The organism is Nonomuraea sp. NPDC050328 (assembly GCF_044459405.1).
Classification (GTDB): Bacteria; Actinomycetota; Actinomycetes; order Streptosporangiales; family Streptosporangiaceae; genus Nonomuraea.
Map to the genome: position 1 here is coordinate 332,260 of NZ_JBITIW010000007.1, position 16,817 is coordinate 349,076.

Below are 16,817 nucleotides of genomic sequence, written 5' to 3' on the forward strand. Positions count from 1 at the left end.
CCGGCTGGACCTTCACCTACTGACCACCTGGACCCGCGCCACGTTCCGGGGACACTCACACGAGCCGGGCGACGACTCGACCAACTCGAATACGCCCCGCCCCATCCCCACAACGACCCCGCCAGCCCCCAACACCCTGACTCGTGCCCCGGTCCCCGTCCACTTCGCGTGTTCCGCGTAAGTACCGGAATGCGGCAGATAGATCTCCCGGGCATCCGCCTGCGTCTGGCAGGGGTGGATATCGACACAGACCTCGAACAACCGCCCACGCTCCATGACCTCGGCGGACGCGGTGATCCTCACCTCATTCGCGGCGACGCAGGGCCCGCATAACGGCGCTCGCACCGCACACCCCGCGACCAGCAGAAGCCCGGCCAGCGCACACCACCTACGCACCGCTGCGCTCCTCCGGAACCAGCCGCGCCCGTCACGCTGACGTACGGCAGACGCGAGACCTCTGGCCATCGCATCGAGAACCTGGACCGCGAAAGCCTTCGTGGCGGCTTCCCGCACCTCGTCCGCGCCCGCCCAGCAGAAGGCGCACGTCGCGTGCGTCATGTTCTTGTAGACGCCCGTGAATGGCACAGGGTTCGACCTTGAGCCCGTCTTCCTCCTCGCCTGCGACCGGGACCCATCCGGCCCGTGCCGCGTGGCTGGACTACCTGGATTCGGCCGGGCCGCCACCGAGCGGGCGTTGGGTGTCACCGATGATCACGGTACGACGCGTGCGGGCAATCCCAGGCAGGCGCCGACTGGGCGCTCAAGGATTTCCCGGGGCACGGAGGGGTCGCCGACGTCTGCCGTACCAGCTTGAAGGCTGCCATCCGCAACTGAGTTCCAAGGAGCGCTTGGTCTTCTATCTGCCGGAGGTCGTGGCGCTTTGGAGGGCTGATGTTGCTGAATGTCGTTGATGTCGAAGCGACCTGCTGGCCTGGGCGCGTCGTTCCGCCCGGGCAGTGCACAGAGATCATCGAGGTCGGGCTGTGCGTGGTGGACCTCGCTGCTCGGGCGCGGGCGGCTCGGCACCGGATCCTCGTCCGGCCGGAGCGGTCGACGGTCAGCGGCTACTGCACCGAGTTGACCGGTCTCACACAGCCCGAGGTGGACCAAGGGTTGTCCTTCGCCGAGGCGTGCGCTCTTCTGGCCGATGTCCACGACGCGGGGGCCAGACCGTGGGCGAGCTGGGGTGACTTCGATCGCCGGCAGTTCACCGAGCAGTGCTCCGCCACCGGCGTCCCGTATCCCTTCGGGGCTTGCCACACCAACGCCAAGCAGAGCTTCGCCGAGGCCTACGGGCTCTCGCACGGACCTGATCGTCCTGAGGCGTTCCGGCTGGCCGGCCTTTCCTTCGAGGGCACCGAGCATCGGGGGGTCGATGACGCCTGGAATGCGGGTGCGCTGGTGCTCCACCTGGCCGCGCGAGGCCGCCGCTTCGGCTGACGTTTGACCTCCCTCAAGGCGACCTGAGGTTGCAGGATGGCCGCATTGCTTGCTGATCAGAGGAGAAGAACCATGCGAGTGGCCAGAGTGACGCGGTTCGGTGGCCCGGAGGTGCTGGAGCCGGGTGAGGCGCCGGTCCCGGTGGCCGGGCCGGGCCAGGTTCTGGTGGACGTGGCGGTGGTGGGCATCACGTTCGCCGAGACGCAGATCCGGCGCGGTGTTCGTGTAGATCGCCATGCGGTCGGGGAGGTGGCCGCGGTGGTGTCGTCCTCACCCTGATGCCGGCCCCGTGAACGGCGACGGCTGGACAGAGCCGGCAGTCGATCAGCCGATCGGTGGTGCGAGGTGCTCCAGCGCATAGCCGTCGGGCCCGCGCCTTGCACGGATCGATCCTCGGCACCCGTGACGCTAGGAACCGGCCAGCTCGCGACGTTCGAAGAGATCCCAGAGCCGAACCGTGCCGTCCCGCTCGCCGCTCAACAGCAGCCACCCCCGCGCGGCGAGCGCGGTGACCGTCGACGAGGTCGCACCGGTCAGCGTCGCGGTGACCAGGCCGGTCGCCGGGTCACGCAGTTCGATCGGCGAACCGATGGACTGCCCGGTCACCAGCACGTCACCTGCCACCGTGAAGGACGGGAACCCCCAGGCCGGCGATCGCCTTGCCCAGGTTCTTCAGCGGCTCGGAGCGCTCACGTCGCGTGTGGAGATCCCAACTGCGCAGGCCGTACATCGAGCTTCCGAACAGCACCGCGCGACCGCTCACCACAGCAGCCTGAAGCGGATTGAAACTCTCCGCCTCCTCGCGCGCCCCGAACTCTCCGATCTTGCGACGAGCGGCGACATCCCACAGGTCGACTCCTCCGGGTTCGTCACCGAAGTTGCCGACCCCGACGCTCAGCACTTCCTCGGCCACCGTCAGCGCGGTGACCGGCCGCCCCGGATCACCCGTCAGCCGCCCGAGCTCACGCAGGCCGACGAGATCCCAGATCGTCACCCGGCCCGCCCGATCCCCGACGTACATCCGCTCCCGATCGGCCGTCACCGCACTGACCGGCCCCTTGATCCGGAGCAGTTCCCGCCTGGTGTCGAGATCCCACAGCCGCCCGACATCCTTGCCGATGACGAAGAGCGCCGAACGCCCGTTCCGCTCGACCACCACTGACTCGACCCCGTCGAAGGGCTCACCCACCGGCTCCAGGCTCGGCACCGACCACAGCCGCACCTGCCCGTCCCTTCCCCCGATCACCGCGACCCGCTGCCCACGCATCCGCGCGAACCCCACGGTCAGTACGGCGGAGCGCCCGTCGGAGGGATCGACGGGCGGAGGCTGCCAGGAGGAGACATGCGGCACCGGGGAGGGCGTCGCGGGTGCCATCGCGGGTAAGGACAGCGACGCCCGCGAGGCCGGTGCCTTGCGGTGCTCCGCTGCGGGAGCCGAGCAGCCGGCGGCGGCTACGAGCAGCACTCCCGCTACCGCTTGAGCGCGCCTCCGGCCGAGTAGATCACTCCATCACCCTACGCGCGACCCGGCCCGGCCGGGTGAGATGACCGCGAGCGCCCTCGTCGCGACGAACACCTGGGCCATCGCCGAGGTGTACGGGCGGACGTGGGGGCCGACCGCTGCGTTGACACGATCGCATGCAAGGCCGATGCGCTGGATGTCGAGATCCTCGACGCCGAAGGTCAGCCACACGACGACCCTGCTCGGGGAACTGCTCAACGACGGGGAGATGGTGCGGGTGAGTCATCCCGGCCCGCATGGCGTGTCGTAGCCGTGTATGCGGGCGTCCGTTCCAGTCGGATGTAGGTGCGGTCGTCGAAGGATGCCGATGCGGAGCGGGTGCGCGGCAAGTGCTGAGGCCAGGGCGTGTTCGGCCATCGCGAGGGTGGGTTCGGTCCCCCGGAGCGCCTCGCCAAGAGCCAGCAGGAAACCGACTCTGAGCGGCAACTGACCGCCTGGGAAGCGCCCAAAACCCTGGAATTCTGGCCCGTGGGCATCACGGCTGGCGCACGCGTGATCGGTTGTTCACGGGCGTCCAGAGCCTGTCAGGGCAGTGCTGCGACCCGGGTGGTCTGTTCTTCCTGGACGCGCAGGACGGTCTGGAGGAAGTCCTGGATGACGGTGAGCTGGTCGTGGGTGTAAAAGCTCAGCGCCTGAGCGCCGGCCTGGCCGAGCGGGGCGAAGAGTTGTTCCTCTGCCGCCCGGGCGGTTTCGGTCGAGGCGACCAGGACGAGGCGGCGGTTGCCGGGGTCACGGGTGCGCGCGACCAGCCCGGCTCGTTCCAGCCGGTCGATGACGGTGGTGGTGGCCGCCGGACTGAGCCTCAGCGCGCTGCTGAGCTGTCCGGCGGGCAGCGGACCCTCGCCCAGCACGATGTCAAGGCAGCGCAGGTCGGTGCGGTTGAGGCCGAGCCGGGCGGCGGCAGCCTCGTCGAAGGCGTCGAAGCTTTGCTGCAGCTGCCGCAGGAGCATGGCGATCTCCCGGAGAAGCGAATCTTTCGACATTCGAATCTTTCTGGTATCGTAATTTTCGTTCGTCAAATCAACGATACCTCGAAGGAGTCCCCATGAACACCACCACCCTCACTACCGACGACACCCAGATCAAGAACCTCTTCCGGGCATTCAAGCAGGCCTGGACCGACAACGATGCCCACGCCTTCGGCGCGCTGTTCACCGACGACTCCGACTACATCTCCTACGACGGCACCATCGCCCGCGGCCGCCGGCAGCACCAGCACAACCACGACCTGCTCTTCCGCGGAGTCCTGGCCGGCTCAACCTTGGTCGGCGACCTGGAGTCGATCCGCTACATCACCCCGGAAGTGGCCATCGTCTACGGAACCGCCTCGGTCCTGATGCCCTGGCGCAGCAAGCTGCCCAAGCGCCGCCTGTCCCGGCAGACCATCGTCTTGGTCCGCACCCCCACAGGCTGGAAGATCAGCGCCATCCACAACGGCCGGGTCCGACCCATCGGCGTCCCCGCACCCGACGCCTTCCCGTCCAAGATGTCCCAGCTGATGAGCCGCATCGCCCGCCACCTGGGCCTCGGCCGACGCTGAACAGAGAAACGCCCGGCGAGCATCTGCAGCTCGGAGAACCCGCTGGTGACGTCGGCGCCGTTGCGGGACTGCAGCCGCACGCGGCCGTCCTCGATGTAGAGCAGACTGCGCATGCCGTCCCATTTCATCTCCGCCGACCGGCGGTCCTGCTCCCCCGCCGGCGGCAACGCGCCGGTCTGGGCGATCATCGGCTGGTAGACGGGCAGCGGCATGGCCCGGCAATCCCCCGCACATCACGTCGGCAAAGCCGGGAACCGGTGAAGAGAGGCCCAAGGCGCTGAAGCGCTTTCAGCGCTGGGTCGTTTCGGGGGTTGGGCAGCATACGAACGGCAGACCATCCGGCTGCGCCTGAGCAGGACGGCCGTAAACACCGACATAGGGCTGTCGCCCCAGGTGGCGATAGTGGGACACCCCATCCGGTACCGGATGCACAACGTCGGGAGATGACCATAACCATGTACGGAACCGTCGCCTGGTTCGAGATCGCCGCTGACAACCTGGACGACGCTCAGCACTTCTACGAGCAGATGTTCGGCTGGCAGATCTCCAAGGACGAGCACGGCGTCGCAGCCGGGCCGGAGTACCGGCTGATCACCACACCGGGCGGCGAGGCTCCCGCGGGCGGCCTGCGCGGGACAACCACTGCCACGCCAGGCCACGCCGTGTTCTCCATCGCTGTCCAGGACGTTGCCCAGACCTGCGCCGAGGCAGAACGGCTCGGCGGAAACCTGACCGTCGTGCACCAGGCCTCCGACACCGGACCGGCCAACGCCTACCTTAGAGACCCCGCCGGCAACCTGTTCGGTGTCTTCTCCCCTCCGGGGACCGACACGGACTGACCAACGTAGTAGAGGAGGCGGGGTCGTGACACAGCAGAAGAACGTGTCGGTTGACGACCTTCTGCGCGACCACCACTCAGAGGTGGTCGACACCGCTCGCTGGCTGCGGGCGGTGGTGCTGGCCGCGATGCCCGACGCCCGTGAAAAGGTCTGGCCCGGCTGGCACGGGTTCGGCTACCACCATCCGCAGATGGGCTACATCTGCGGCATCTTTCCCCGCGCGCGCACGGTCTCGCTGTTCTTCGAGCACGGGACGCACCTGCCCGACCCTGCCAAGATCCTCACCCCTTCAGGCCGCCGGGGGCGCTCCGTCGTGATGGAGCGGCCAGGCCACTATCCCGCGGACCAGATCACCGCGGTGATCGACGCGGCCGTCGACCACCGCGGTGAGTAGGGACGGCCGCTGACGCGAGCCTCACCTGCCGCCGCTTCAGGACGAGTTCACCCGAACGGAGGCGTAGTGCCCGGCGCGGCCCGCCGGCGGCAGCTCCGGCAGGCCCATGATCGTGGTGAAGAAGCGAGCGGCCTGGCGGTTGTCGAGCGCGGGCACGATGGTGTGGTTGAGCGTGATGGTCATCGGGTGACCTCCTCGGGGTGGCAGCTGCCGTGCAGCAGGACGTCGACGAGGTCGGCAGGGGTAAGCTCCGCACCCGCGGGCAGCGGCCGGACGAACAGCAGGCCGAGGAAGGCCGCGGCGACCTGCTGGGGGTCCAGACGCAGGGCCGCGCGGTCAGGTTCGACCAGCTCGGTCACGGCCTCCAAGGTGGCCTGCATCGAAGCTTCCCGGCCACTCGGCGCCGGACGGCCCGCGGCGGCGCGGTCGTGGCGGTGACCGGAGGAGGTGTACAGGGCGGCGGCCACGGTGCCCAGGCGCCCCAGATGAGCACGCAGCGCTTCGGCCGCCTGGATGAGGCGGGCGGCCAAGGGTTCATCAAGGGAAATCGAGGCCAGCTCCCGCAAGGCGTGATCGGGGTTCATAGCTGCGGCCATGCACGCCTGCAGCACCTCGTCCTTGTCGGCGAAGACTCGGAAGATGGTGCCCTCGCCGACGCCGGCGGCGCGCGCGATCTGGCCGGTGGTGACGGCGGCGCCGTGCTCGGCGACCAAGGGGAGGGCGGCGGCCACGATCATCGCGCGGCGCTGTTCGACGCTCATCGCCGGTGCTCGCCGGCGGGGGGTGGTTTCAGTCATGCAGCCAAAGTACGGAGTGAGCACTCACTCCGGCAACTGGTTTTCGATGCCCGCCAAGCTGCCGCTCCATCGCTCAGCGAGTACGGCGACGGGGCGCCAGCACCGCGCCCGGTGACGCGAGCTGGTCGCCATGCCCTACCCAGCCAGGGCCCACCGGCCCCAACGTCGAGGACCCCACGGGTTTGTGCGGGAGAGGACACACTCCATTGCAGCCTCGCAGCCAATTCGCTATCCGGTCCTTCAAGAGAAATAGAATTGATGCGATATTGGCGGTAATTTCTGCCCGCCTCACCTCCCGTATGGTGTTGATCACTTTGTGTTTCGCGTGACTATTTCGCGCAAAAGTACCGCCAAACTGGGAAGACGTCAGCGATCAAGTCATTTCCAAGTGATCCACAAGGAGCGCCAGAAAATCTCGGCATTACCAAATCATCTCGCCGGCATGACAACCGGATTCCTGTCACGGGGGGCTTGAATGTGAAATAGATACTGATCGAAGCTTCATGCTTAACATCCCGAAAACTCGGCAGGCCGCACAGGACGCTCAGTGAAGAACGCCGGCTAGCTCGCCACATCACTGCGCGGCCGCAGCCGACGACTGGCGGTGGACCAACCTCCCGCCCCGCCCCGATTAAGACGATCTTCGCAACGCCTCTGCTGTCGCTACGTGAGGGCGGCCAGTCATGCGCCACTGACTGCGGCTGTCCGCCACCGGCGATGACGACCATCCCGGCACGTCAACACAGGTCGGTGGGTCATGCATCACTCGTCTTGCTCTGGCACGCGACAGCGGAAACAGCAGGCCGGCTTCCACCGGCCCTCGGCGGAGCACACTCGGCTCCGCCCGTGATCACAACCCTTGGAGAACTCCCATGCGACGGTTATCGAGGACGATCATGTTCCTCGCCCTGTTGCTCACATCCCTGACGGTGACAGGCGGCACACCCGCCGCCGCCGACCCCGGATGCAAGGAGGGCGATCCGCGCCCCATCTGCGACCCCTATCCTGAGCCACCCGGTTCACACGACCCCGAAGGGTCGCTGACAGCAGTCGAACGCAAGCCCTCCGGTCTCCACGTCACCGGAACCGCCCACGACCCCAGCGATCCGACCAAGCAGGTCACCGTCGACATCACCGTCGACGGCGCCGCCGCCGGCAGCGTCATCGGCAACCAGAGCCAGTCGCAGCGCTTCGCCGGCGTGGTGCCGGCGCTCGCCGGCAGCAAAGTCTGTGCGCAGGTGCGCAACATCGGCGCCGGAGCCAGCAAGAGCATCGGCTGCGTCAACAAGACCATCAAGGTCGACCCGTTCGGCGCTTGGGAGTCCTCCACCCGCGAGAACGGCAAGATCCGGGTCAAGGGCTGGGTCCTCGACCCCGACAGCACCGACCCCGTGCAGGTCGACGTCTACGACCGAAAGGGCTTCCTCGGCTCGTTCATGGCCAACAAGTCGCGCCCGGACGCCATGGCGGCCTATCCCGAATACGGCACCCTGCACGGCTTCGACGCTCTCATGCCGGAGAACGAAACAGACGGAGAGAACCACGTCTGCCTCGTCGTGATCAACAAGGGACCGGGCACGTTCGGCGACTGGGGCTGCTACGCCTACCCGGTCAAGCACCTGCCCTGGGGCGCGGTGGACAAGGTCGAGCGCACCGGCAAAGATCTCAAGGTCACCGGCTGGGCAGTTGACGACGACGCCAAGACCTCACCGGTCACCGTCGACGTCTACAACGACGGCGTCCTCGTGCACACCGCGGTGGCCAACCAGCACCGGCCCACCCAACCCGAGTACGGCGACGCCCACGGCTTCGAGCTCACCATCCCGAACGCCGCCACCATCGAGACCGGCCAGCACGCCGTCTGCGTCAAGGGCCGCAACCTGGCCGCGGGCGTCGGCGCCGACAAGGAGATCGGCTGCAAGAACTACACCGTCAAGCCGCCGGTCACACCTCCGCAATACGTCGACTCTGAGCGCACCGACACCACCATCACCTTCCACTGGGCGGGCGACGCCAACGCCGACGGCTGGGCGCGGTACTGGAAGAAGAAGGACGACACCGAGTGGACGTACTACGGACGGGGGACCGCCTCGCCACTCGCTCAGTACCGTACGTTTGGCGGGCTGGAACCCGGCACGATGTACTGCCTGCGCCTGGTGGCCTTCAACGACCGGCCGAGCGAGGCGCCGTCCGAGTGGTGCGAAAAGACCTACCGGCCATCGCTACCGATGGCGACCGACCTGAAGGTGATCGGCACCTCGGACACGTCGCTGACCTTGCAGTGGACCGACAACGCCGACGTCGAGGAGTTCTACCGGGTCACCTACGCGCCGCCAGGCACCAGGGCGACAGTGATTCAGGTGCCCGCCAGGGCCGGCACCGGCACGATGACCTTCACCATCCAAGGGCTGAAACCTGTCACCGACTACTACGTCACCGTGGCGCCGTGGAACGTACTGCACTACTACACCGTGGTGACCGATACCCGTGGTATGACCACCGGCAAGCCTGTGATCGACGTCTTCAAGGCGAACTGGGAACAGATCGGCATCTGCGACTCCAAGGACATCACGCTCACCTGGAAGGTCCGCGGAGCGGCGAAGTTGGACATCCTGAAGGACGGCGCGAAGATCAACACCCTCATGCCGGAAGGCGCGGACGAATGGTGGGAGGGCACCCTCCAGGCCGGCAGCAGCGAAGGTGACGACACCTACACCCTCGTCGCCTACAGCCCCGCCGGGCAGACGTCCACCGCGTCCTTCTACATCAGGCTCGGCTCGAACTACGCCCTGGTCAACAAGATCGTCTACACCAATATGGGCGGCTACAACCAGTTCGCCGTCCTGCACGACAGGGACGGCAACAAGCTGCAACGGATCGGTGAGATCAGCCCCGGCCAGGTCTGGACCTACCAACCCCCGCGCTGCGAGATCAGCGAGGTGAAAATCTATCGGGAGGTCCCGGTTCCGCCACCGAGCCCCGCCCCTGGCCAGCCCACCCCGCCGCCGCCTCCGCCCATCATCCAGGAGGTGTGGACAAGCCAGCGCATCGTCGGCCACGACAAGGGCAGCAGCATGCCCTCGCAAGGCAGCTGATCCAGCTTGTTGTGACCGGTCACCTCTTGAAGGTGTGACGCTGGCAAACGCTCGCTGTGGAGCGAGTCGCCATTCGTGCCGAGGGACGTCTCGACGGCGGGGGCGATCACGCTTAGGAAGCGTGAAGCGTTGTTGTACACGCGCGGGCTGATGCTGCCGTCCAGCAGGACAGCCACGATCGGCACGCGCGTGCCCCGCCGCTGCCGGCGCCGTAGGGTCGCGCGGTCTCGCCTTGCTAGGGCGTAGCGTGGCGAATGCCTCGGGCGGGGAGCCCGCTCTTCTCGCGGAGAGCGGGCTCCTTCGCATCCGCCGGTACTTGCGCCGGCGCTCCGGCCGGTGCGCGTAACGCGCCGGGCGGGCGGGCCGATCCTGCGTACGGGCGCGCATCGGCGCGGCCCTCGATCCCGCCGCCGCGGGATGCTCCCCACGCACGTGGGGGTGGAGCTGCTTGATCTCGAGCAGGCTCTCGTTGGCTTCTCCTCTTCTCCCGCTAGGACGGCCCACCCCCGTGTTCGATGCCCCGATCGACCTGAGCGACCTGCCCGGATACCAGCCGGCCGCCGCCTCGCGGCCCAGGACGGCGTTCCTCGGCCGCTGCTCCACCAAGGACAACCAGGACCCGCGCTCCTCGCTCGCCGGTCAGCTCGCCGAGGCCAGCCGGCTCCTGGGCCCGGGTGAGGCGTTCGTCGCCCACTTCTGGGACGTGGAGTCCGGGATGCTCGGCCTGGACGAGCGCAGCCAGATCTGCGCCGAGGACTACGCCCGCCTCGGCGTCCCGGTACCGCGGGACGGCGGACTGGGCGAGCTGCTGGAGGCCGTCGAGCGCGGCGAGGTGGACCGCGTGGCGTGCGAGCGGATCGGCCGCGTCGCCCGCGACATGCTGCCCAGCCTCCAGATCGAGCGGCACCTGCTGTCGCGTGGCGTGCCCATCGACTGCGCCAACGAACCTCAGGGCGGGATGACCACCGGGAGGCTCACGACGCGGCGCTCGGCGCAGATGCAGGCCGAGATCGGCCGGCACGAGCTGATGGAGATGTCGATGCGCGGGCAGCGCCAGCACGCCGCCAACGGCTACCGGCACGGCCCGCCCTGCTACGGCTACATCGCGGAGCTCGACCCGGACGCGCCGCCGCCGGCCGGGCGGTTCGGCGAGCGGCGGCCCAAGATGCGCCTGGCCCTGCACCCGGACGGGCGCCGGGCCGACACCGTGGCGCAGGTGTTCAGGATGCGCCGGCTGGAGCGGCTCGGCGAGCAGGAGATCGCCCGGAGGCTGGCGCGCGACCTAGATCGGCATCCGCTGGCCGACGGGCAGGCGATGTGGTGCGGCCGGCAGGTGCGCCGCATGCTCGCCCAGCCGAAATACACCGGCTACCAGGTCTACGGCCGGCGGGCCGGCCGCCAAGGACGGGAGCGGCCCACCCCGATCTCCGCGTGGGTGTGGTCGCGCCGGCCGGCGCACCCGGCCATCGTCACCGTCGAGGAGTGGCACCAGACGCAGCTGGTGTCGGCCCAGCTGCGGGCGAGCAGGTCGACCGGGTGGGACCGCGTGCACGCGGCCGCCGCCGAGCGCGGGATCGCGCTGCTGCCGGTGCGGGAGAACGAGACGCACACGATGTTCCTCGCCGGTGATCGGCAGATCGTAGTGCCGCGCGGCGGCCTGCCCCCTGTCGTCGCCGACGAGGTCATCGCCCTGCTGGAGGCCGACCGGTGAGCGCGGCCGGCGGTCGTGACATCGTCGTGGTCGCGGTCCGGCGCGGCGGCTGGTGGATCACACGCGCGGACCAGCACGGCCTCGTCGTGCACGGCCGCAGCCTGCGCGAGCTGGGCGCCAGCGCCGAGGCCGCGCTCGCCTTGCGCGCCGGCGACGGGGCGGGGCCGGCCGTGTGCGTGCGGGTGGACTCGGCCGACCTGCAGGCGCTGGCCAAGGCGCGGCGGGGCTTCGAGGCGGCGCTGCGCCGGGCGGTTCAGGCGCTGCGATCGGACGGCAGTTCCTGGGCGGACATCGCCCAGGCCTGCCAGGTCACGGTGGGGCAGGCACGCGCGGCGCACAGGGCCGGAACCGCCGGACAGGACGGTGCGCGTGCCGCTACTGGGCGGCGGCCATGAGCCGCGCGCGCTGTCGGCGCGCCCCGCAACGGTGAGCGTCCGTACACGACTGCCAGGCCGCGTGACGGGGATGCTCCTGCGGTCAGAAGCGGGTGATCTTCGGGACGGCTTGAGCCGTGATCCGCCCGTGGTTGAAGAACAGCGTCGGCCCTCCGGAGGAGATCTGGTAGCAGCGCAGATTCACCGGCCCAGGCTGCGTGGTCGTGAGGGCAACGGTGAACGAGACGGTGCCATAGCCGTTCGGACCATGGCTGGCCACTTGCATGCCCCCGTTGGAATTGAACTCGTTGGGCAGCAGGATGTCGCAGCGGGCTCCGCTTTCCTCGGTGTATCTGTCCCTGCGATAGAAGTCGGTGTCGGCATGAATGAGGTAGGAGCCTGCCGCAGGGAGCGACACCGAGGCGACGACGACACCGGGTGTGTTCGGATGGTGGGTGGCTGACCCCTCGTCGTAGAACACCTCGCCCGGCGTCACCGCGGGCGTGTCGTTGGCTGCGGCTGATCCGGTGATGGCGATGCTGGCGAGGGCCACGGCCGTGAGGAATGCGATCTTCTTCATGCCGGGCACGGTATGGAGCGCGTCTTGGACGCCGCTTGTGTGCGGCTTGAGAGCAGGCCCGCACCATCAGGGTGATCGGGCCGCCGTGCCCGATGTGGGGCTGTTCGGGCGGTAACGTAAGATCACCGAATGGTGTTCGATTCGCCCACCAACGACGGCTTCCTGCCGCCTCCTGAGCCGCACGACAAGGGGAAGTGCCGGCACTGCGACGTCCACATCGAGGCGCTGCCGGTGCCGCACAGCGGGGCGATCTATTGGGCGGCGACCGTGCCGCAGGATGGCGTGCTCCTCCCGAACGAGTGCCCGGGCCTGCCCCGCGGGGAGACGTCTTTCGGTCGGCACGAACCCGCCTAGAAGCGATCGACCGCTCAGCCATCGTGGCATTTGCATTCTCCGGGAAGAGCGTCCGCACCGAGATGCCCACGATGCGGCCGGCACAGCCGACCGCATCCCCCCAACAGATCCGTGTCGCAGCCTCCAAGTGGTCGAGAGCGTGCCTACAGCCACACCAGCCTTTGAATGTGCAGCCACGCCTCGGGTGATCGGGGGAGGATCGCGCTCGGCCGGCTCAGTCCGCCTCCAGCCCCTCCCGCCGTACGATATCTCGATCGAGCAGGGCGCGACCTACCGCACCACACTCACCCTCACCGGCCGCGACCTGACCGGCTACACCGCCCGCATGCAGGTGCGCGCGAGCGTTGCCTCGCCGGCGGTGCTGCTGGAGCTGACGAGCTCGCCCGCGGCCGGGATCACCATCACGCTTGGCCCGCCCGGCGTGATCGACATCGTCATCACCGCCGCCCAGACCGCGGCGATGACTTGGTGGGTCGGCTTCTACGACCTGGAGCTCACCTGGCCCAACGGCGACGTCGAACGGCTCCTCAAGAGCACCGTCACCGTCGACCCCGAGGTCACCCGGTGAGCCCGACGATCGACCCGCAGCCGCCGTACGAGATCATCATCTCGCCCACCGTCGGCTCCGTCGCTGCCGGCGCCACGGCGGTCTCCCTGCTACTGTCGCTGATCGCGGGCACCACGAGCTACCCGACGACCTCCGGGTTCACCACCCACTCGGCCGCTCTCAACGCCGGGCCGTACCCGCTGAGGTAGAACCCTGGATCAGTGATCTGTCGCGGCGTACCGTCGCGTAGGTCGCCTCGAAGCGTCGATGCCCCCACTTTCGGGTGGGGGCATCGAGTTGTTCTTGGGGCCTATTCCTTGGGGTAGATGCAGTCCGTGCCGCCGCGGTCGCCGCCTCCGCTGCCGGTCTGCACGTAGGCGGAGTAGCTGTAGACCTTGCCGGTGGGTAGGACGATGTCGGTTGCGTCCGCTCCGTCGCCCACGGCTCCGGCGATGCCCTGGTAGATCTCCGAGACCTTCATGGCGAAGGTGAAGACCTGGTTCCAGTTGATGCCGTCGTTCCAGTAGACGATTTGCACGTCATAGGTCTTCGCGATGATGTCGGGCGAGACTGAGCCGCTCCAGTTCTCGGTTCGGATGAGTAGCTGGAGTACGTTCCGTTGACGCCCCAGCAGCCTCCGTCGATCCGCGCGAGCTGGCCTCCGTAGTGATCGTGCAGGATGACGCCGGCGCAGAGCCGGACTCCCGTGAGCCACACGCCGGACTCGATGAACGAGGTGGCGGCGATCGAAGCAGTCTGCGATGAGCGCCGTTGAGCGTGGAAGCTCCCGCTGTACAGGGGGTGTCCACGGCGCCGCCACGGGTGCTCGTCCCTGGGAGACACAACGGCCGCTGGGAGACAACCTCGTCTCCCGGCGGCCGCCGTCGGCAGACGACTGCTCACTGAAGGAACAAGCCCGGAAAGTTTCGCCTACCTGCAGTTGATGTTGAAGACCATCGGATTGCTGAGCCTGTATCTCGAACCTGATCCGACCGACAAGTGCCGCGTCTGAGCCTGCGCGGTCGAGGTGAAGGTCTCCGTGAAATTGAAGACAACAAGGGAGTCCTTGTTGTAGCGGTGCACGGTCGCCTCCCGCAGCTCTCCGGCGTCTCCGGGCCGCCTGTGGATCCGGTAGAGGATCTTGAAGCGGCCGAGCGGCGCGTCATCGGCGAATGCGTCGACCTGGGCACGGTAGGTGAGCGTGTACGGGCAGTCCACCTTGTCGGGCGGCGGGGGGTATCGCCAGAAGCTGATCTTGACGACAGGATCCTTGTAGACATACACCGACGTCTGGAGCACTGTGCCGTCGGCGAGCTTGGCGAAGACCCGGAAGGATCCCACGCTCAGGCCGCTCTTCAACGCGGCCTCGTGGACGACCTTGGTCTTTCCGGAGAACTGCGTCACGGTCTGCTTGAAGATCGACGATTCGATCGTCCGCACCTCGCTGTCGATGCCGTCGACGGTGACCGTGCGCGTGTTCTCGTCCGTCCTGATGTTGGGCTCGTCCACCACGATGGCCGGGTTGGCGCAGGTGAAGCGGTAGTAGGCGGTGTTCGACTTCGTTCCGCTCGGCTGGTTGATCTCGACCGTGACACTGGCGTTGGTGGTGGTCGCGACGGTCACCGGGTCCAGCGTTACATCGAGCCGGGGCGGGTGGTTCGCCGGGACCTTCAGCGAGCGCCACGAGTCCTCGCCGACGTAGCGGTACTGGATCACCTGCTCCCCGGAGGGCAGGTTCTGGACGGTGAGGCTAGCCTTGACGTTGAGGACCTTGGGGCAGCGGCCGTTGTGCGTGGCAGGGTCGAGCGTGATGCTGATCTGCTTGACCGGGTTCTGGTCCTGCTCGACGGTAAAGGTCGCCTTGACGTCGGTGCCGTCGGCGAAGACTGCCTTGACCTCGTGGGCGCCGGCCTTGCCGGCGACGGTGGCGTCGAAGGAGTACTGCCGCGTGGCCGTGCCCACCGTGTGCGTGGCGGGCGAGAAGGCGTTGGAAGTGATGGTCTTGATGTCGGAGCTGCCGTTGACGACGGTCACCTTCACCTTGTCACCCGGCTTGCCGGTGGCCGCGCTGAGCGTGATGGCCGGCCTGGTGCACTCGACGTTGTAGGCCGCCTGGTTGGACTTCAGGCCGTCCGGCTGCTGGACCTCGATCTGGTGCCAGCCGCTCTGGCTCACGCTGATCTTGCCGAGGTCGGTCGTGTGGGTGTTGCCGTGGTTGGCGGCGACGGACGCGGTCTGCCATGGGCCGATGGCGCCGTTGGAGGCCAGCGTCCGGAACTTGATCTCGAACGCCTTTGCCGGCGCGCCGGTGATGTCGAAGGTCACCGACTCCGCGAAGGTCTTCGGGCAGACCTGGACGTCCTTGTCACTCGCCTCGAGCGTCAGGACCGCACCCTTGACCGGGTTCTTGTTCTCTTCGACGGTGAAGGTGGTCTTCACCTCGGTGCCGTCGGCGAAGACCGCCTTGACCTCGTGGACGCCGGCCTTGCCGGAGACGACGGCGTTGAAGGCGTACTCGTGCTGGGGCCGGCTCGGGGTGTGCGCGGCAGGGTCGAAGGCTTCCGAGACGATGGTCTTGACGGTCGACTTGCCGTTGACCACGGTGACGCTGATCGTCTCGCCCGGAAGGCCGCTGCTCTTGCCGAGCGTGATGCCGGGGGCGGTGCACTCGACCTTGTACTCGGCCTGGTTGGACTTGACGGTGGCGGGCTGGTTGACCTCGATCTGCCGCCAGCCGCTGGCGCTGGTCTCGAAGGTGGGCGGCTTGACCTCGTGGGTAGTGCCGTGGTTGGCCGGGACGTCCGTGCTCAGCCACGGGCCGGGTGTGCCGTCGGAGGCCAGGACCCGGTAGCTGATCGTGAACGCGGTCGCCGGGGCGCCGGTGATGTCGAAGACGGCCTTGAGCTCGAAAGCCTTGGGGCACTTCTGGACGGCCTTGTCCGGCTCGGGAGCGACGCTCAGCGTCACGCCCTTGACGTGGCTGGTCGCAGCGGGCGGCGGGGGCGTGCCCGGGTCTCCGCCTCCCTGCGTGGGCTTGTCCTCGGAGTGGCCGTAGTCGAGGTGCACCCAGCCTCCGGTCGCCACCTGGCCGGTGCCGCCGCCGCTGCCCGAGCCGCCGCCGGTGCAGGTGACCTTGAAGTAGGCCTTCTTGGACAGCTTCTTCACCGGGCTGGCCAGGTAGACCCGGCCCCAGCCGGCAGCGTCCGAACCGATCTTGACGGTGGTGGTCAGGCGGACGTTCTTGAGGCCCTTGCCGCCGACGCGGTAGGTCTTCACCGGGCCCTTGTCGCCGTTGCTGAAGATCCAGCGGTACTTCAGGGTGACGGGCGCCTTCACCTTGGCCTTGGTGGCGAGCCGTACGGTGGCGGGGCAGGTGACCGTCTGCGTCTTCGGCGATGCCGCAGCCGCGCCGAACACCACTGGTGCCGGCTTCGGCGCGGCGTGCGCCGGGACGGCGAGGCCCCCGGCGGCAAGGAGCGCGGCGACGGAGAGCACGAGCCCACCGAAGCCGCGCCTCGCTCTGCTTGCGAACTTCACAGCATTCCTCTCATGACGAACCGCTCTCCCCAGCCGGTGATCATCGCAGATTGCGCAACATAGAGTGACATTTGATGACGATGTGTG

20 protein-coding genes and 1 pseudogene are annotated in these 16,817 nt (G+C 68.1%); 11 read left to right on the forward strand and 10 right to left on the reverse strand.

Features of this window, described 5'->3' with window-relative positions:
* Positions 1-891 precede the first annotated feature (891 nt).
* Together ACIBG7_RS26850 and ACIBG7_RS26855 are read left to right on the forward strand one after the other, a co-directional pair.
* Positions 892-1,440 (forward strand): exonuclease domain-containing protein, encoded by a 549-nt coding sequence (locus tag ACIBG7_RS26850; protein WP_397338001.1) that lies wholly within the window; start codon positions 892-894, stop codon positions 1,438-1,440.
* Positions 1,441-1,512: 72 nt separating this feature from the next.
* Positions 1,513-1,719, forward strand: coding sequence for a hypothetical protein (locus ACIBG7_RS26855; RefSeq protein ID WP_397338002.1), 207 nt, complete (start codon positions 1,513-1,515; stop codon positions 1,717-1,719).
* A gap of 129 nt (positions 1,720-1,848) precedes the next feature.
* Here ACIBG7_RS26855 and ACIBG7_RS26860 read toward each other — a convergent pair whose 3' ends face one another.
* The 4 genes from ACIBG7_RS26860 to ACIBG7_RS26875 all read right to left on the reverse strand — a co-directional run bounded on the left by ACIBG7_RS26860 (position 1,849) and on the right by ACIBG7_RS26875 (position 3,912).
* On the reverse strand, positions 1,849-2,064 hold the full coding sequence (locus ACIBG7_RS26860) for a hypothetical protein (protein ID WP_397338003.1): 216 nt from the start codon (positions 2,062-2,064) through the stop codon (positions 1,849-1,851).
* A complete protein-coding gene (locus ACIBG7_RS26865; RefSeq protein ID WP_397338004.1) occupies positions 2,054-2,815 on the reverse strand; it encodes a WD40 repeat domain-containing protein in 762 nt (253 codons plus the stop codon). The genes ACIBG7_RS26860 and ACIBG7_RS26865 overlap by 11 nt, the downstream gene beginning before the upstream one ends.
* A 135-nt stretch (positions 2,816-2,950) precedes the next feature.
* Positions 2,951-3,133, reverse strand: a complete 183-nt coding sequence (locus ACIBG7_RS26870; RefSeq protein ID WP_397338005.1) for a hypothetical protein — start codon at positions 3,131-3,133, stop codon at positions 2,951-2,953.
* A gap of 353 nt (positions 3,134-3,486) precedes the next feature.
* On the reverse strand, positions 3,487-3,912 hold the full coding sequence (locus ACIBG7_RS26875) for a MarR family transcriptional regulator (RefSeq protein WP_397338006.1): 426 nt from the start codon (positions 3,910-3,912) through the stop codon (positions 3,487-3,489).
* A gap of 95 nt (positions 3,913-4,007) precedes the next feature.
* On the opposite strand from ACIBG7_RS26875, the gene ACIBG7_RS26880 reads away from it, so the two are divergent.
* The gene (locus tag ACIBG7_RS26880) at positions 4,008-4,502 is read left to right on the forward strand and encodes an SgcJ/EcaC family oxidoreductase (RefSeq protein ID WP_397338007.1); all 495 of its coding nucleotides are present in this window, start codon (positions 4,008-4,010) and stop codon (positions 4,500-4,502) included.
* 38 nt (positions 4,503-4,540) lie between these two features.
* On the opposite strand, the pseudogene ACIBG7_RS26885 reads toward ACIBG7_RS26880, so the two are convergent.
* Positions 4,541-4,714: pseudogene (locus ACIBG7_RS26885) on the reverse strand (hypothetical protein); the annotation flags it as partial.
* A 231-nt stretch (positions 4,715-4,945) separates the two neighbouring features.
* Here ACIBG7_RS26885 and ACIBG7_RS26890 point away from each other — a divergent pair.
* Together ACIBG7_RS26890 and ACIBG7_RS26895 are read left to right on the forward strand one after the other, a co-directional pair.
* On the forward strand, positions 4,946-5,341 hold the full coding sequence (locus ACIBG7_RS26890; RefSeq protein WP_397338008.1) for a VOC family protein: 396 nt from the start codon (positions 4,946-4,948) through the stop codon (positions 5,339-5,341).
* A gap of 25 nt (positions 5,342-5,366) precedes the next feature.
* Positions 5,367-5,735 (forward strand): DUF1801 domain-containing protein, encoded by a 369-nt coding sequence (locus ACIBG7_RS26895; protein ID WP_397338009.1) that lies wholly within the window; start codon positions 5,367-5,369, stop codon positions 5,733-5,735.
* A gap of 36 nt (positions 5,736-5,771) precedes the next feature.
* On the opposite strand, the gene ACIBG7_RS26900 is transcribed toward ACIBG7_RS26895, so the two are convergent.
* Both ACIBG7_RS26900 and ACIBG7_RS26905 read right to left on the reverse strand, forming a co-directional pair.
* Positions 5,772-5,918 carry a hypothetical protein gene (locus tag ACIBG7_RS26900; protein ID WP_397338010.1) on the reverse strand — a complete coding sequence of 49 codons (147 nt, stop codon included), beginning with the start codon at positions 5,916-5,918 and terminating at the stop codon, positions 5,772-5,774.
* A complete protein-coding gene (locus tag ACIBG7_RS26905) occupies positions 5,915-6,532 on the reverse strand; it encodes a TetR/AcrR family transcriptional regulator (protein WP_397338011.1) in 618 nt (205 codons plus the stop codon). The genes ACIBG7_RS26900 and ACIBG7_RS26905 overlap by 4 nt, the downstream gene beginning before the upstream one ends.
* An 896-nt stretch (positions 6,533-7,428) precedes the next feature.
* Here ACIBG7_RS26905 and ACIBG7_RS26910 point away from each other — a divergent pair.
* From ACIBG7_RS26910 to ACIBG7_RS26920, 3 genes are all read left to right on the forward strand, one after another.
* Complete coding sequence (locus tag ACIBG7_RS26910; RefSeq protein ID WP_397338012.1) at positions 7,429-9,627, forward strand: fibronectin type III domain-containing protein; 2,199 nt, start codon at positions 7,429-7,431, stop codon at positions 9,625-9,627.
* Between the two features lie 508 nt (positions 9,628-10,135).
* Entirely contained in the window at positions 10,136-11,338 is a 1,203-nt protein-coding gene (locus ACIBG7_RS26915) for a recombinase family protein (protein WP_397338013.1), read from the forward strand.
* Positions 11,335-11,733: a hypothetical protein gene (locus ACIBG7_RS26920; RefSeq protein WP_397338014.1), complete on the forward strand. Its 399-nt coding sequence runs from the start codon at positions 11,335-11,337 to the stop codon at positions 11,731-11,733. Before ACIBG7_RS26915 ends, ACIBG7_RS26920 begins: the two co-directional genes overlap by 4 nt.
* A gap of 82 nt (positions 11,734-11,815) precedes the next feature.
* On the opposite strand, the gene ACIBG7_RS26925 is transcribed toward ACIBG7_RS26920, so the two are convergent.
* Positions 11,816-12,292 carry a hypothetical protein gene (locus tag ACIBG7_RS26925; RefSeq protein WP_397338015.1) on the reverse strand — a complete coding sequence of 159 codons (477 nt, stop codon included), beginning with the start codon at positions 12,290-12,292 and terminating at the stop codon, positions 11,816-11,818.
* A gap of 129 nt (positions 12,293-12,421) precedes the next feature.
* Here ACIBG7_RS26925 and ACIBG7_RS26930 point away from each other — a divergent pair, with 129 nt between their 5' ends.
* From ACIBG7_RS26930 to ACIBG7_RS26940, 3 genes are all read left to right on the forward strand, one after another.
* A complete protein-coding gene (locus ACIBG7_RS26930) occupies positions 12,422-12,646 on the forward strand; it encodes a hypothetical protein (RefSeq protein ID WP_397338016.1) in 225 nt (74 codons plus the stop codon).
* A gap of 184 nt (positions 12,647-12,830) precedes the next feature.
* The gene (locus ACIBG7_RS26935; protein ID WP_397338017.1) at positions 12,831-13,214 is read left to right on the forward strand and encodes a hypothetical protein; all 384 of its coding nucleotides are present in this window, start codon (positions 12,831-12,833) and stop codon (positions 13,212-13,214) included.
* The gene (locus ACIBG7_RS26940) at positions 13,211-13,402 is read left to right on the forward strand and encodes a hypothetical protein (protein ID WP_397338018.1); all 192 of its coding nucleotides are present in this window, start codon (positions 13,211-13,213) and stop codon (positions 13,400-13,402) included. Before ACIBG7_RS26935 ends, ACIBG7_RS26940 begins: the two co-directional genes overlap by 4 nt.
* 101 nt (positions 13,403-13,503) lie before the next feature.
* Here the strand turns inward: ACIBG7_RS26940 and ACIBG7_RS26945 are convergent, their stop codons facing one another.
* Together ACIBG7_RS26945 and ACIBG7_RS26950 are read right to left on the reverse strand one after the other, a co-directional pair.
* Complete coding sequence (locus ACIBG7_RS26945; RefSeq protein WP_397338019.1) at positions 13,504-13,731, reverse strand: hypothetical protein; 228 nt, start codon at positions 13,729-13,731, stop codon at positions 13,504-13,506.
* A 392-nt stretch (positions 13,732-14,123) separates the two neighbouring features.
* Positions 14,124-16,688 (reverse strand): hypothetical protein, encoded by a 2,565-nt coding sequence (locus tag ACIBG7_RS26950; RefSeq protein WP_397338020.1) that lies wholly within the window; start codon positions 16,686-16,688, stop codon positions 14,124-14,126.
* Between the last annotated feature and the right edge of the window lie 129 nt (positions 16,689-16,817).

Bases quoted from the DNA above. Each gene is read 5' to 3' on its own strand.
- ACIBG7_RS26880 (WP_397338007.1), top strand. From the start codon at position 4,008: ATGAACACCACCACCCTCACTACCGACGACACCCAGATCAAGAACCTC.
- ACIBG7_RS26905 (WP_397338011.1), bottom strand. From the start codon at position 6,532: ATGACTGAAACCACCCCCCGCCGGCGAGCACCGGCGATGAGCGTCGAA.
- ACIBG7_RS26875 (WP_397338006.1), bottom strand. From the start codon at position 3,912: ATGCTCCTGCGGCAGCTGCAGCAAAGCTTCGACGCCTTCGACGAGGCT.
- ACIBG7_RS26850 (WP_397338001.1), top strand. From the start codon at position 892: ATGTTGCTGAATGTCGTTGATGTCGAAGCGACCTGCTGGCCTGGGCGC.
- ACIBG7_RS26930 (WP_397338016.1), top strand. From the start codon at position 12,422: ATGGTGTTCGATTCGCCCACCAACGACGGCTTCCTGCCGCCTCCTGAG.
- ACIBG7_RS26855 (WP_397338002.1), top strand. From the start codon at position 1,513: ATGCGAGTGGCCAGAGTGACGCGGTTCGGTGGCCCGGAGGTGCTGGAG.
- ACIBG7_RS26910 (WP_397338012.1), top strand. From the start codon at position 7,429: ATGTTCCTCGCCCTGTTGCTCACATCCCTGACGGTGACAGGCGGCACA.
- ACIBG7_RS26865 (WP_397338004.1), bottom strand. From the start codon at position 2,815: ATGGCACCCGCGACGCCCTCCCCGGTGCCGCATGTCTCCTCCTGGCAG.
- ACIBG7_RS26890 (WP_397338008.1), top strand. From the start codon at position 4,946: ATGACCATAACCATGTACGGAACCGTCGCCTGGTTCGAGATCGCCGCT.
- ACIBG7_RS26925 (WP_397338015.1), bottom strand. From the start codon at position 12,292: ATGAAGAAGATCGCATTCCTCACGGCCGTGGCCCTCGCCAGCATCGCC.
- ACIBG7_RS26900 (WP_397338010.1), bottom strand. From the start codon at position 5,918: ATGACCATCACGCTCAACCACACCATCGTGCCCGCGCTCGACAACCGC.